The sequence below is a fragment of the Arthrobacter sp. Alg241-R88 genome (assembly GCF_900537115.1).
Classification (GTDB): domain Bacteria; phylum Actinomycetota; class Actinomycetes; order Actinomycetales; family Micrococcaceae; genus Arthrobacter.
This window is the reverse complement of the sequence record NZ_UNRG01000001.1, coordinates 955,638-968,817: the sequence shown is the minus strand read 5'-3', so window position 1 is coordinate 968,817 and position 13,180 is coordinate 955,638. Positions and strand designations below refer to the sequence as shown.

12 protein-coding genes are annotated in these 13,180 nt (G+C 66.2%); 3 read left to right on the top strand and 9 right to left on the bottom strand.

All coding sequences use genetic code 11. From position 1 onward, the window contains the following. Window positions 1-20: 20 nt before the first annotated feature. Window positions 21-971 (bottom strand): thiamine-phosphate kinase, encoded by a 951-nt coding sequence (gene thiL, locus G6R19_RS04430; RefSeq protein WP_240341766.1) that lies wholly within the window; start codon window positions 969-971, stop codon window positions 21-23. A 187-nt stretch (window positions 972-1,158) separates the two neighbouring features. Here thiL and G6R19_RS04425 point away from each other — a divergent pair, with 187 nt between their 5' ends. Beyond that, window positions 1,159-1,662 carry a DUF3515 domain-containing protein gene (locus tag G6R19_RS04425; RefSeq protein ID WP_163162644.1) on the top strand — a complete coding sequence of 168 codons (504 nt, stop codon included), beginning with the start codon at window positions 1,159-1,161 and terminating at the stop codon, window positions 1,660-1,662. Between the two features lie 28 nt (window positions 1,663-1,690). On the opposite strand, the gene G6R19_RS04420 is transcribed toward G6R19_RS04425, so the two are convergent. The 6 genes from G6R19_RS04420 to leuC form a co-directional block, all read right to left on the bottom strand. After that, window positions 1,691-2,839 carry a D-alanine--D-alanine ligase family protein gene (locus G6R19_RS04420; RefSeq protein WP_163162642.1) on the bottom strand — a complete coding sequence of 383 codons (1,149 nt, stop codon included), beginning with the start codon at window positions 2,837-2,839 and terminating at the stop codon, window positions 1,691-1,693. A 2-nt stretch (window positions 2,840-2,841) separates the two neighbouring features. Beyond that, window positions 2,842-3,894, bottom strand: coding sequence for an NAD(P)H-dependent glycerol-3-phosphate dehydrogenase (locus G6R19_RS04415; protein WP_163162640.1), 1,053 nt, complete (start codon window positions 3,892-3,894; stop codon window positions 2,842-2,844). Then, complete coding sequence (locus tag G6R19_RS04410; protein ID WP_163162639.1) at window positions 3,884-4,660, bottom strand: lysophospholipid acyltransferase family protein; 777 nt, start codon at window positions 4,658-4,660, stop codon at window positions 3,884-3,886. The genes G6R19_RS04415 and G6R19_RS04410 overlap by 11 nt, the downstream gene beginning before the upstream one ends. Window positions 4,661-4,670: 10 nt before the next feature. After that, a complete protein-coding gene (gene murA, locus G6R19_RS04405; protein ID WP_163162637.1) occupies window positions 4,671-5,996 on the bottom strand; it encodes a UDP-N-acetylglucosamine 1-carboxyvinyltransferase in 1,326 nt (441 codons plus the stop codon). Window positions 5,997-6,157: 161 nt separating this feature from the next. Next, complete coding sequence (gene leuD, locus G6R19_RS04400; protein ID WP_163162635.1) at window positions 6,158-6,760, bottom strand: 3-isopropylmalate dehydratase small subunit; 603 nt, start codon at window positions 6,758-6,760, stop codon at window positions 6,158-6,160. Window positions 6,761-6,768: 8 nt separating this feature from the next. After that, complete coding sequence (gene leuC / locus G6R19_RS04395) at window positions 6,769-8,235, bottom strand: 3-isopropylmalate dehydratase large subunit (protein WP_163162633.1); 1,467 nt, start codon at window positions 8,233-8,235, stop codon at window positions 6,769-6,771. A gap of 112 nt (window positions 8,236-8,347) precedes the next feature. Between leuC and G6R19_RS04390 the strand changes: the two genes are divergently transcribed. Together G6R19_RS04390 and G6R19_RS04385 are read left to right on the top strand one after the other, a co-directional pair. Next, window positions 8,348-9,067 (top strand): IclR family transcriptional regulator, encoded by a 720-nt coding sequence (locus G6R19_RS04390; RefSeq protein WP_009356552.1) that lies wholly within the window; start codon window positions 8,348-8,350, stop codon window positions 9,065-9,067. A gap of 54 nt (window positions 9,068-9,121) precedes the next feature. Beyond that, window positions 9,122-9,673 (top strand): DUF1697 domain-containing protein, encoded by a 552-nt coding sequence (locus G6R19_RS04385; protein WP_163162631.1) that lies wholly within the window; start codon window positions 9,122-9,124, stop codon window positions 9,671-9,673. Between the two features lie 57 nt (window positions 9,674-9,730). On the opposite strand, the gene G6R19_RS04380 is transcribed toward G6R19_RS04385, so the two are convergent. Together G6R19_RS04380 and G6R19_RS04375 are read right to left on the bottom strand one after the other, a co-directional pair. Beyond that, window positions 9,731-11,347, bottom strand: a complete 1,617-nt coding sequence (locus G6R19_RS04380) for a GTPase (RefSeq protein ID WP_163162629.1) — start codon at window positions 11,345-11,347, stop codon at window positions 9,731-9,733. Continuing rightward, window positions 11,344-13,041 (bottom strand): dynamin family protein, encoded by a 1,698-nt coding sequence (locus G6R19_RS04375; protein ID WP_240341765.1) that lies wholly within the window; start codon window positions 13,039-13,041, stop codon window positions 11,344-11,346. The genes G6R19_RS04380 and G6R19_RS04375 overlap by 4 nt, the downstream gene beginning before the upstream one ends. Window positions 13,042-13,180: the final 139 nt, after the last annotated feature.

Genomic DNA, 13,180 nt, shown 5'->3' with positions numbered 1-13,180 from the left:
CTTGCGCGTTGGCGGCAACCTTAGTGTGCAAAGTGATCCCATCCCCCGGTGTCTGCGGACCGGCCCGCTATTGTGACGCTCGGGCTTTCGTTGCTTCCCAATGCTTGTATTGAGCCTATCGCAGTGAATCCGGGAGGCAGCTGAACATTTAGGGGGAATGTGGCCAGCAGCCCATGGTCCTCCCCGCCGCCCAGCACCCACGCCATGGGCTCCGTCCCCAGCAGCTCCGAGGCGGGCCGCAGTACCTCCGCCAGTGCCCGTAACGGCGCCGGATCCAGATCAATGCCCACAGCGCTGGCAGCCGCGAGCCGCAGGCCATCGCGCAGCAGGCCATCGGAAATATCCAGCATGGCAGTGGCGCCGGCGGCGCGGGCGGCGGGCCCGGCGGCCAGAGGGGGCCGTGGCCGGCACTGGAGGTCCAGGAAGATGCGCTGTTCAGGTTGAAGGGCATCAACGTTTACGGCGGATTCGAGGACTGCCAGGCCGGCGGCAGCATGCCCGGCGGTTCCGGCAATCGCCAGGACATCCCCCGGCTGGGCGCCCGACCGGAGCACGGCGTGGCTGCCGCCTAGGGTCCCCAGGACGGCCACTGTCACGGAGATTTCCCGGCCGCGGCCCAGATCTCCTCCGGCCACCGAACACTTGGCAGCGCCCAGTTCCGTGATTCCCGCTGTCAAGCCGTCCGCCAGGTCCTCCACCCAGGCGACGGGTGTCTCCGGGGGAAGCGTGAGGCTCACCACGAGGGACGTTGCTGTGCCTCCCATCGCGTTGATGTCGCTGAGGTTCTGCGCCGCGGCTTTCCAGCCGACATCGAAACCGGTGGTCCGGTAGCCGTTGGGCCATTCCAGCCGGAAATCCTGGTCCTGGACCTGGGTGTCAATGCTGACGACGGTCTTTCCGTCGGGCGCCGCCACAACGGCGGCGTCATCGCCCGGACCGAGCAGGGTGGCTGCGGCATGGTCCCCGCCCATGGAAAGGCGTGGAAATATCCGCGCCAGCAGCTCAGCTTCGGAGAGGGCGGCGACGGCGGGCGGCTGCTCTTGGACGGTCAAACGCTTTTCAGGCACGCCACTACGCTACAGCGGGCCTGGCGACATTGCGGCCCTTGCCGCCAGTACCGTGTCCGGACCAGCGGGGGCGCGACGATAGTCTTGAAGTATGCACCGTCCACAGCTTTCCCTGCCCGCCCGCGCTGCCAGGATGGCGTTGATCGGGATTGTTGCTTCCCTCGCCTTGGCCGCATGCTCCCCCGCCGTGGACGTCCCCGCAGCCCGGGACGCCGCCAACCCCGCCTGTGCTCCCATGATGGTGGCCTTGCCCGAAGCCATCGGTGACTCGGCGCTGCGCAAGACGAACAGCCAGGCCACTGCGGTGTGGGGTGATCCCTCTCTGGTGGTCCTTCGCTGCGGCGTGAACGTGCCTGGACCCACCACGGACCGCTGCGTGACCGTTAACGGGATCGACTGGGTGATCAAGGAAGGCGACCCCGTCTGGACGCTGACCACCTACGGCCGCGAGCCCGCCACCGAAATACTGATGGATCCGGACAAGATCAGCTCTGCGACTGTCCTGGCCGATCTTGCCCCTGCCGCCGGTGAGATCCCGCCTCTCAGGAACTGTGTGGGCCAGGAAGAGCTGCAGAACCTGCCGAAGAGCCAGTAGTTGGGCCCACGTCGGCAGGTGGCACCGGTTAGCGCAGGCCCGTCTTCCGGTTCAAGGCCAGGTAGATGAGTTCGTCAATCAGCTCGGCGTAGTCCAGCCCTGACGCGGCCCACATCTGCGGGTACATGCTTTTGGGGGTGAACCCGGGCATGGTGTTGATCTCGTTGATGATCAGCTGTCCGTCCGGCGTGTAGAAGAAGTCCACCCGGCTCAGGCCCTCTGCGCCTACCGCGTCAAAGGCGGCCGCGGAGAGCTCCCGCACCCTGGCGATTGCTTCCTCCGGCAGGTCCGCCGGGCAGCTCAGTGATGCGGCATCGTCCTCGACATACTTCGCGTTGAAGTCGTAGAACTCGTGGGTACCGCCGGCCACGGAGATCTCGCCCGGCATGGAGGTGCGGGGAGCGTCGGTGCCCCTGCCTTCCAGCACGGCGCACTCGATTTCCCGGCCGGTGATTCCGGCCTCAATCACCAGTTTGAGGTCGTGCCGGCGGGCTTCTTCGATGGCGGCGTCCAGCTCCTCGAGTGAATCTACTTTGGAGATTCCCATGGATGACCCAGCCCGGGCGGGCTTGACGAAAACGGGGAAGCCAAGCAGGTCCACCTGTTTCCGGACGGACTCCGCATCCTTGCGCCATTGCCTGTCGGTCACGGCGATGTAGGGGCCAACCTGCAGGCCTGCGGCTTCAAAAACCACTTTCATGAAGTGTTTGTCCATGCCCACTGCCGAGGCCAGGACGCCGGCTCCGACATACCGGGTGTCGGAGAGTTCCAGCAGCCCCTGGATGGTGCCGTCCTCGCCGAAGGGGCCGTGAAGCAGCGGAAACACCACGTCCACGGCACCGAGTTCCTGCGGGACCTCGTTCGGTGCGGCCACGATCAGCTGGTGTTCGCCGCCAATCTGGGCCAGCGTCACGGTTTGCGTCGAGGGAACCACTTCCGGCAGCGAGGAGGCTGCCAGGGACCACTGCGCCGTATCGCCGGCGGCCAGCACCCATTGTCCCGACTTGGCGATCCCGATGGGGATGACCTCGTACTTATCCTTATTGATCGCACCGAGAACGCCGGCGGCAGTCACGCAGCTGACGGCGTGCTCGCTGGAACGGCCGCCGAAAAGTACCGCAACCCGGGGTTTTGCCCCGCCGGCCGGCTCTGGTGCGGTCAGTTTGTCTTGGGACATGGTCAGTAATCGCCTTCAGGTTTCAGTTCCCGGGCCAGCAGGACGGGCCCCAGTTGGTCAACGGACAGCTTGCCTGCCAGCACGGCGACGACGGCTGCCGTGATGGGCATGTCGACGCCCAGTTTTGCTGCCAGTTCGTGGACCGCCTGGCCGGACTTGATGCCTTCGGCGGTCTGGGTCATTTTCTGGCCCACTTCCTCCAGCGTGAGGCCCTGGCCGAGCAGGCGTCCTGCAGTATGGTTCCTCGACAGCGGCGAGGAACAGGTTGCCACCAGATCACCCAGGCCGGCAAGCCCGGCCATGGTTTTCGCATCCCCGCCCAAAGCGAGGGCAAGGCGGGACGTCTCGGCGAGGCCACGGGTAATCACGGACGCTTTGGTGTTGTCGCCCATTTGCCTGCCCTCGCAGATGCCGACTGCAAGTGCGATGACATTCTTGACGATGCCGCCGATTTCCACCCCAACGATGTCCGAGGTGGTGTAGGGCCGGAAATAGGGTGCGGTGCAGCTGCGTGCGATCCAGCCTGCAGTAGCCGGGTCGGTACAGGCAACCACGGAGGCCGTTGGCTCTTCGCGGGCAATCTCCATAGCGAGGTTGGGCCCTGAGACGATGGCAATGCGCTCTGTGGGCAGGCCAAGTTCCTCGCTGATGACCTCGCTCATCCGGGCGTCGGTGCCCAGTTCAAGGCCCTTCATCAGGGAAACCACCGTGGCCCCGGGAGCGATCAAGTCCTTCCAGCCGCGCAACTGCGGGCGCAGGGACTGTGCCGGCACGGCCAGGACCACCAGGTCGGCGCCTTCGAATACTTCGCGTACGTCCGTGGAGGCTGTGATGCTGTCAGGAAGGGCAATGTCCTTCAGGTACTGCGAGTTGCGGTGGTACGTGTTAATTTCCTCCACCACTTCGCTACGCCGGCCCCAAAGGCGGATGTCGCGCGGCTCACCTGCCGCCGTGGCAGCATCGGCCAGGATCTTGGCGAACGTCGTCCCCCATGAACCCGCCCCAAGCACCGCTACGGAACGGGCAGAACCAAGCTGGTTGCCCTCAGAGGTCACCGGGCATCCGTTCCCCGGTCTGCTGCTGCCCGCGCTCCACGAAGCGCCCGTGTTTCGCCTGCTGCTGCTTGGCCGGATCCCAGCGCTCCGCCGGAGGCTGTTCGCCCCGGATCTCTGCCAGGAGTTGGGTGATCGCATCCATAATGGCGTCGGTGGCCCCGGTCAGCGTGGCCTTGTCCAGGGGACGGCCGGTGAAGGCGCTCAAGTCGACCGGCTCGCCCACAACCACCCTGGACTTCTTGCGCGGAAACAGGTGGAACCGCTTGCCGTAGCGCGGGAAAACCTCGTGGGCTCCCCAGTGGGCAATCGGCACCACCGGAATGCCGCCCTCAAGCGCAAGCCGCGCAGCACCGGTGTGGCCCTTCATGGGCCACAGGTCCGGATCCCTGGTGAGGGTGCCTTCGGGGTAGATGATGATGGCTCCGCCCTCGGCCACGATCTCCTGCGCGAGCTGAAGGGACCGGTTGGCGCCCGCCGTCGAACGCTCCACGGGAATCTGCTTGGTTGCGTGCAGGACCCAGCCCAGGACCGGAACCTTGAAAAGTCCGGATTTCGCCAGGAAGTGCGGCGCGCGCTTGTGGTTATAGAGGAGGTGGCCGATGATCAGGGGGTCGATCTCGGTGCAGTGGTTGGGCGCTGCGATGAAACCGCCGGCAGGCAGCTTTTCGGTGCCCTCCCACTTCTTATCCATCATGAGGTTGAACAGGGGACGTACTATTCCTGCGACCACCGCAAGGGTCGCGCGGCTCTTGGCCGATTCCTTCACGTCGGTACCGCTACTTCGTCGTGGTGATGTCGAAGTCGGCACCAAGTCCCGCGAGCTTTTCGGTGAAGCGCTCGTAACCCCGGTTGATGATGTCGATTCCGGTCACGCGTGAGGTTCCGGTGGCGGCCAGGGCCGCGATCAGGTGGCTGAAGCCTCCGCGCAGGTCCGGCACGTCGATGTCGGTTCCCTTGAGCTGGGTCGGCCCTGAAATAACGGCGGAGTGCAGGAAGTTGCGCTGGCCGAACCTGCAGGGCACGCTGCCGAGGCATTCACGGTGAACCTGGATGCTCGCGCCCATCCGGATGAGGGCATCGGTGAAGCCGAAGCGGTTCTCGTAGACCGTCTCGTGCACGATCGAGACGCCTTCGGCCTGGGTCAGCGCCACCACCAGCGGCTGCTGCCAGTCGGTCATGAAACCGGGGTGCACGTCTGTTTCCAGGACCAGGGGGTTGAGCTTTCCGCCCTTATGGTAGAAACGGATGCCGTCCTCGCCGATGTCCATGCCGCCGCCCACCTTGCGGTAGGTGTTCAGGAACGTCATCATGTCGCGCTGGGAGGCGCCTTCGACAAAGATGTCACCCTTGGTCACCAGTGCAGCAGAAGCCCACGACGCCGACTCGTTGCGGTCCGAAAGCGCGCGGTGGTTGTAGCCGCCGAGGTCGCGGACGCCTTCGATACGGATGGTGCGGTCGGTCTGGACGCTGATGATCGCGCCCATCTTTTGCAGCACAGCGATGAGGTCGATGATCTCCGGCTCCGTTGCTGCCCCGGAAAGTTCCGTGATGCCCTCCGCGCGGGTGGCGCTCAGCAGCACCTGCTCGGTGGCACCGACAGAAGGGTAGGGAAGGGAAATCTTTGCGCCGTGCAGTCCCTTGGGAGCGGAGATGTGGATGCCGCCGGGACGCTTTTCCACCACGGCACCGAACTGGCGCAGCACGTCCAGGTGGTAGTCAATGGGACGGTCACCGATCTTGCAGCCGCCAAGGTCCGGGATGAACGCCTCGCCGATGGCGTGGATCAGGGGGCCGCACAGCAGGATGGGAATCCTGGAGTCGCCGGCATGCGCGTCGATGGCGGTGCTCGGCGCAGTCTTGGCTGCCTTCGGGTCCAGCGTCAGGTCCCCGTTCACGGGGTCCTTCACTACAGTCACTCCGTGCAGCTGCAGGAGGGAGGTGACTACCTCCACGTCCTTGATCTCCGGCACGTTCCGCAACACCGACGGCTCGTTGCCCAGCAAGGCAGCCACCATGGCCTTGGGAACGAGATTCTTCGCTCCCCGGACGGTGACGCGGCCTGTCAGCGGGACTCCGCCGCGGATGGTCAGAACACTACTCATATACCGGTTTCCTAACGATGACTAGCCCCCAAATCCTTGCAAAGGCTCCAACCAAGCATAGGAGGTCGCGTTACCGAACCGAAATACGCGTGCGACGGCGGCAGGGCGTGGCGCGCCGCCGTCGGCCTTTTTTTAGAACAGGCAACTCTGCTTCGGCCGGCTCAGGAAAGGCGCGCCGGCAGGGTTTTGGGCTTGAAGGCAGGCCGGGTGGCTTCGTAGGCAGTGATGTCCGCCTCATGCTGCAGGGTCAGCCCGATGTCGTCCAGTCCTTCGAGCAGGCGCCACCGGGTGTAATCGTCGATGTCGAAGGGTGCCACGATGTTGCCGCACATCACCGTTTTGGAGACGAGGTCCACGGTGACCTCGGTCCCGGGAGCGTTCTCCAGTTCCTTCCAGATCAGTTCGATGTCGTCCTGGGCCACCTCGGCTGCGAGCAGTCCCTGCTTGCCCGAGTTGCCACGGAAGATGTCAGCGAACCGGGAGGAGAGCACGGTCTTGAAACCGTAGTCCTTCAGTGCCCACACCGCATGCTCCCGGGACGAGCCGGTGCCGAAGTCCGGGCCGGCCACCAGCACGGATCCGCTGTTGAAAGGCGCCTGGTTCAGGATGAAGGACGGGTCCTTGCGCCACGCCGAGAACAGCGCGTCCTCGAACCCCGTGCGGGTGATGCGCTTGAGGTAGACAGCAGGGATGATCTGGTCCGTGTCCACATTGCTCTGGCGCAGCGGGACGCCGATTCCGGTGTGGGTGGTGAACTTTTCCATGGCGTGTCCTAGGCTGCGTCGGTGCGGATGGGGGTCTGGACAGGCTCAACCACCGGATCGGGATCCAGGTCCGACGGCGAGCTGAGCGTGCCGCGGATGGCAGTGGCTGCGGCAACCACCGGGGAGACCAGGTGCGTGCGGCCGCCCTTGCCCTGGCGCCCTTCGAAGTTGCGGTTGGAGGTGGAGGCGCAGCGCTCCCCCACTTCCAGCTGGTCCGGGTTCATGCCCAGGCACATGGAGCAGCCGGCGAAGCGCCATTCCGCGCCGAAGTCCTTGAAGACCTTGTCCAGGCCCTCGGCCTCCGCTTCCAGGCGGACCCGCGCCGATCCGGGCACCACCAGCATCCGGATGTTCGGGTCCTTTTGGCGCCCGCGGATAATGTCCGCAGCGGCCCGCAGGTCTTCCATGCGGGAGTTGGTGCAGGAGCCGAGGAACACGGTGTCCACCCGGATGTCTTTCATGGGCGTGCCGGCTTCCAGTCCCATGTACTGCAGGGCGCGTTCGGCTGCTGCCTTGGCGTTTTCGTCGCCGAAGTCCTCGGGCGACGGTACAGACTCGGACAGCGAGACGCCCTGGCCGGGGTTGGTGCCCCAGGTGACGAACGGCTCCAGCGTGTCGGCGTCCAGGTCCACCTGGGCGTCAAAGGTGGCGTCGTCGTCGGTACGCAGCGTGTTCCAGTACTCGACGGCGGCGTCCCAGTCAGCGCCCTGGGGGGCGTGGGGACGGCCCTTCATGTAGTTGTAGGTGGTCTCGTCCGGCGCCACCAGGCCGGCACGGGCACCGGCTTCGATGGACATGTTGCAGATGGTCATGCGGGCGTCCATGGACAGCGCACGGATAGCGGAACCGCGGTATTCCAGGACGTAGCCCTGGCCGCCGCCGGTGCCGATCTTGGCGATGACGGCGAGGATGATGTCCTTGGCCGTGACACCGGGACGCAGTGTCCCCTCGACATTGATGGCCATCGTTTTGAACGGCTTCAAGGACAGCGTCTGGGTGGCCATGACATGCTCCACCTCGGAGGTTCCGATGCCCATGGCCAGTGCGCCGAACGCACCGTGCGTGGAGGTGTGCGAGTCACCGCAGACCACCGTCATGCCGGGCTGCGTCAGCCCCAACTGCGGCCCCACCACGTGGACGATGCCTTGTTCGGCGTCACCGAGGGAATGCAGGCGTACCCCGAACTCGGCGCAGTTGTTGCGGAGGGTCTGGATCTGCGTCCGGCTGGTCAGGTCGGCGATAGGCTTGTCTATGTCCAGCGTGGGAGTGTTGTGGTCCTCCGTGGCGATGGTCAGGTCCGGCCGGCGCAGTTTCCTGCCGGCCAGCCGCAGGCCCTCGAAGGCTTGCGGGGATGTGACCTCGTGGACAAGGTGGAGGTCGATGAAGAGAAGGTCGGGCTGGGCATTGGCTCCGTCGCCATCGCCTTTGCGCACCACGTGTGCGTCCCAGACTTTCTCGGCCAATGTCTTTGCCATGGCCATCTCCCTTCACTGCTGTTTGGCTGATGTATTCCACTGAACCAGTACGCCTTGCACTGCGCCAGCCGAAAGATTTGCATCTCAGATAATGAGACGGCAATATCATTACATGGACAATTCTAGTGGAGTCGGTGTCATTGATAAAGCGGCCCAGGTGCTTGATGCACTGGAGGCCGGCCCCACCACTCTGGCGCAGCTGGTAGCGGCTACCGGCCTGGCCCGGCCCACTGTCCATCGCCTCGCCCTTGCACTGGTGCACCACCGGCTGGTGAGCCGCGACATCCAGGGCCGCTTTGTGCTGGGAAGCCGTCTGGTCGAGCTGGCCTCGGCTGCAGGCGAGGACCGTCTCATCGCTTCTGCCGGTCCCGTGCTGATGCAGCTGCGCGACGCCACGGGCGAAAGTGCCCAAATTTTCCGCCGCCAAGGCGACTGGCGCGTGTGCGTGGCCTCCGCCGAGCGCCCCATCGGCTTGCGCGACACCATCCCGGTAGGCACGCAGTTGTCCATGAAGGCAGGATCCGCGGCCCAGGTGCTGCTCGCCTGGGAGGACCACGACCGCCTGCTGGAAGGACTGCAGTCGGCCCGCTTCACGCCGACCGTCCTGGCAGGCGTACGACGGCGGGGCTGGGGACAGAGCCTTGGCGAACGCGAGCCGGGGGTCGCTTCAGTTTCCGCACCAGTGCGGGGACCTTCCGGCCGGGTCATCGCGGCCGTTTCAATTTCCGGCCCGATCGAGCGCCTCACCCGCCAGCCCGGCCGGCTGCATGCAGAAGTGGTCTGCAACGCAGGCCGCATCCTCACCGAGGCCCTGCGCAAGAACAACGACTGACTTAAGAACAGAGCCTGCCAGCCCGGGCCGACTGCTGGCGCTAGGATTCTCGCCATGGGCAGCTATGCAGTGTTTCTCCGGGGCATCAACGTGGGCGGCATCAACATCAAAATGGCCCAGCTCCGGGAGGCGCTGAAGGACGCGGGCTTTTCCGATGCCCGAACCCTGCTTGCCAGCGGAAATGTTGTGCTGGCCAGCCGGCTGGATGCGTCAGCGGTGAAGCGGGAGTGCGAAAAATGCCTCCGTGATGAGTTTGGCTATGACGCCTGGGTGGTGGTGCTCGACGCAGCCCGGGTGTCCGAACTGGTGGCAGCCTGCCCCTACCCGGACGATGACAAAAGCACCCACACCTACATCACGCTTTCCTCCGACCCGGCAATGCTTGACGAACTCGATGCAGCGGGGACTGCGCTGGAGGGGGCGGAGCAGACGAGGTTAGGGCCGGAGGCTCTGGCATGGCTGGCACCGGCCGGCGGAACGCTGGACAGCCCCTTCAGCAAGATCTCGGCCAAACCCAGGTTCAAGGCCTCCACCACAACACGCAACCTGCGGACCCTGATAAAGGTCCGGGACGCCGCTGCCGAACTCGCGGCCGCCGGCATTTAGTTGCTGCAGCCCAGCGGGCTTATTGCCGTGCTGGTTGCCGCCGCTGGTTCTTCCGTTCTATCCTGCCCCGGCCGTCTTCAATGCCGCATTAAAAGCGGCGAGGCGGCTGACTTCCACCTCCACCGGCTCCACCACCAACTCCTGGGCGACGGACGAAACTGCGGCATTGAGCCGCTTCCGCGCCCTGGCGGCCCTGGCATTCGCCGCGGCAGCGGCAATAAAGCGTCCGGTGATTGCCAGGAAGATCCCCAACACCACCCCGGCTGCGATCATCAGCGTAGGCAGGGGCCAGCCTTCAACCCTCGGCACCTCGGGAACGGGCATCTGGAAGTACCCGAGGGCGGCCAGTACGCCGAGCCAGCCGAGGCCTCCCAACACCGTGAGCAGGGCCAGCCATTGCACCACGTTGAATACTCCCCACCACCAGGACCTGCGGTTGGCGGCCAGGTCTGTTCCGGCGATGGCCTGGTCAAGGGCGTCAGGCAACTGCTCCCGGCCCTCCCGTGCGGCGCCGCGGATGGCCGCCCGCCAAGGGCCGGGGGCGCCAGCACTGGCGGCGTCAGCGAAGTCGCGGACCGCTGCGTCCGTCCGCGCGCGTTCCGGCGCCCCTGCCGGCGGCAGCGAGGTCCGGTTCAGCTCCGACGGGGCAGCGCTGCGCAGATTAAGCCGGCGCAGCGGATCGGGCCGGAACCTGGACAGCCATCGGGTGACCGGCCAACCGGTGCGCTTGACTGACTCAAGCCGGTAGGACTGGCCAACCGCCCGGACTACGGTGGGTACGTTGGCTGCCACGGCCAGTTCGTCGCCCAGGCGTGTCTTTGCCGCCGCGCGGACCCCGGCCGCCTCTCCCCCGCCGGAAACTGCACCCAGTTCCGCGGTGGCCCGGGTAATGTCGGCAGCGAGCCGCTGCGACTGGGCTTTGCGCTTTACGGCAACGCTCCGGATAGCTGCCCGGACCTTGTCCACACCAGTACCCGTCAGGGCGGAGGCCGCCAGCACCTGGACCTTGCCCAGTCCGTCGCGGGCGAGGATGGACCGCAGCGATTCCAGGACGGGCTGGACATCATGCTCCGGGAGCCGGTCCACCTGGTTAAGGACCACCAGCGTTACGGCGCCGTGCGACGCCAGGCGCGACAGGTAATCATTATGTACGGCCGCGTCTGCATACTTTTGGGGGTCAAGAACCCACACCAGGACGTCCACGAGGCCCACCATCCGCTGGACCACTTCGCGGTTGGACGCGCGGGTGGAATCGAAGTCTGGGAGGTCCAGCAGGATCAGGCCGGTTTCCTCGTCAGCGAAGCCTTCCACAGCCGCCGCGTGGTGCCGGTTGCGAACCTCGAGCCAGTCGAGCAGCGGCTCGCTGCCTTCCGCTCCCCACACGCCCGCCAAGGGTTCCGACGTCGTAGGCCGGCGCGCGGCCGCCGTCGCGATTTCAGCTCCGCTGACCGCATTGAACAGGGAGGATTTGCCGCTTCCGGTGGCACCGAAGAAGCCCACCACTGTGTGGTCGGCCGACAGCGAGCGGCGCGAACTGGCCCGCTCCAGGACGGTCAATACTTCCTGGAGCGACGCATCGGGCAGGACGCCTTCGCCAAGCTCGCGGGCGTCGTTGAGGGCCGCAAGCCGGCGGTCAAGCCGGGACTCCTCGCGAGTGTCGCTGTGGCGGCTCATGCGGCATCCGCCAGGCGGACCAGGGCGTCCGCGTGGGCGGCAAGAGTCTGCGGGGCGCGTTCATCGCGCTCCGGAAGCCGGGTAAGGAACTTTTGCCGCTCTTCCGCTAACAGCCGCTGGCAGCGGGCGTGCAGGTCCTCCCGCGCTTTTTCGGCCATGCGCCGCACTGCGTCCTCACCAAAGACCGCTTCGAGAAGCCGCTGGCCCACGACGGCCGTTCCGCCTGCCACACCAACCTCAAGTCCTGTCAGTCCAGCGGTCATCGAGAACACCACGATCATCAGGGCGGCCCCCAGCCCGTTGATCCCGAAAGACAGCCAGCGGGCCTGGGTCCGCTTTCCCTGGCCCTCGGTGCGGATGAGTTCCATCAGGGCTTCCTGCCAGGCCCTGATTTCGGCGGCGGCCCGGTCCTCGAAGCCCGGCGTGGTCCCGGAAAGGTCGGCCGTCCCCAGCAGCTGGCGCCCTGCGGGGTCGGTACGCCACCGCTGGTCGGTGTCCTCCGCCGCATTTGCGGCTTCGTCGATGATTACGGCCTGCAGCCCCGTCTCGATGGCTGCCTCAACGCGCACCGCGGGCGGCGGCTCACCCCGGAAGAAGGCGCCCAACCGGTCGCGGAACCGGCCCACGTTCTGTTCCAGGGCGCGGAAGAACTCGCCGGTGCCCACGAAGTCCTGCCAGCGGGCGAGCACTTCACCCCGCAGCAGTGCCCCGTCCCTGGTAGCGTCGAGAATCCGGCCGGCAGCATCATGGTAGGCCGAGACCGCGGCAGCCTCGAGGTTATCTGCGGCGGCCTCCTGCTCCCGGGCCGCCTGGGCCACGGCTGCAACACGGCCGGCCAGTGCCCGGACGGTCCCGTTGAGCGTGCGGCGGGCGATCTCCGAACGGCCGGCGGCATCTGCGGCCAGCTCTCCGAGCCACGTCCTTATGGGAAGGACGGTGCCGGCCGGGAGCATGCCCAGCGGATTCAAAGTGGTCTCCGGGATCATGAACAGCTGTGCCGCGTCCAGGCCCTCGCGGTCCAGGAGGCTGCGGAGGTCCTCGCTGACTTCCCTTTCCGCCCCCGGCGGTACACGGTCCAGCACCACAGCCACCATGATGTCCCGCGAAGCTGCGTCCAGGAGCAGTTTCCATGGGACGGCGTCGGCGTAGCGGTTGGCCGTTGTGACGAAGATCCACAAATCGGCGGCAGCAAGGAGCTGCGCTGCCAACTTGCGGTTGTCGTCCGAGATGGAGTCGACGTCGGGAGCATCCAGCACTGCGATTCCCGCGGGGACAGCGGGGTCGGCCACAAGCACCAGGGAAGACATGGCGCCCGCGTCCGGAACGGCACCTGCGCGGCTGGCTGGCACCGGGCTGCTGGCGACGTATCCGCGGATTCTGCTCAGGCTTGGCAGGACGCGCTGGCCTTCAAACCAGGCCGCCTCCGACGGATGGTGCAGGAGGATGGGCTGGCGGGTGGTGGGGCGGATGGCGCCCGAACGGGTGACGGGGTGGCCAACAAGGGCGTTGACGAGTGTGGACTTGCCCGCACCGGTGGAACCTCCGACGACGGCCAGCAGCGGGGCATCGAGGCTTCGGTACCGCGGGAGGATGTAGTCGTCGAGTTGGGCGACGGCGCCGGCGGCGTCACGCCGTGCCTGCTCCACGTCCGGCAGTGCCAGCGGCAGCGCCGCGGCGGCAAGATCACCGCGCACCTCTTCCAGGAGCGCTACGGCTGCAAGGGCACCGGCACTGCTGGAAGGCGGACGCTGCTCATCGTGCGGTTCGTCTTGCTCGTTCCGGGAGGTCACAGCAACATCATGCCAGTTGACGGCGGGTATGGGGTGCCGTTTC

Coding starts and splice junctions, on each gene's coding strand:
- thiL (WP_240341766.1), bottom strand. CDS start 971: ATGGGCGGGGACCATGCCGCAGCCACCCTGCTCGGTCCGGGCGATGAC.
- G6R19_RS04425 (WP_163162644.1), top strand. CDS start 1,159: ATGCACCGTCCACAGCTTTCCCTGCCCGCCCGCGCTGCCAGGATGGCG.
- G6R19_RS04420 (WP_163162642.1), bottom strand. CDS start 2,839: ATGTCCCAAGACAAACTGACCGCACCAGAGCCGGCCGGCGGGGCAAAA.
- murA (WP_163162637.1), bottom strand. CDS start 5,996: ATGAGTAGTGTTCTGACCATCCGCGGCGGAGTCCCGCTGACAGGCCGC.
- leuD (WP_163162635.1), bottom strand. CDS start 6,760: ATGGAAAAGTTCACCACCCACACCGGAATCGGCGTCCCGCTGCGCCAG.
- leuC (WP_163162633.1), bottom strand. CDS start 8,235: ATGGCAAAGACATTGGCCGAGAAAGTCTGGGACGCACACGTGGTGCGC.
- G6R19_RS04390 (WP_009356552.1), top strand. CDS start 8,348: ATGGACAATTCTAGTGGAGTCGGTGTCATTGATAAAGCGGCCCAGGTG.
- G6R19_RS04385 (WP_163162631.1), top strand. CDS start 9,122: ATGGGCAGCTATGCAGTGTTTCTCCGGGGCATCAACGTGGGCGGCATC.
- G6R19_RS04380 (WP_163162629.1), bottom strand. CDS start 11,347: ATGAGCCGCCACAGCGACACTCGCGAGGAGTCCCGGCTTGACCGCCGG.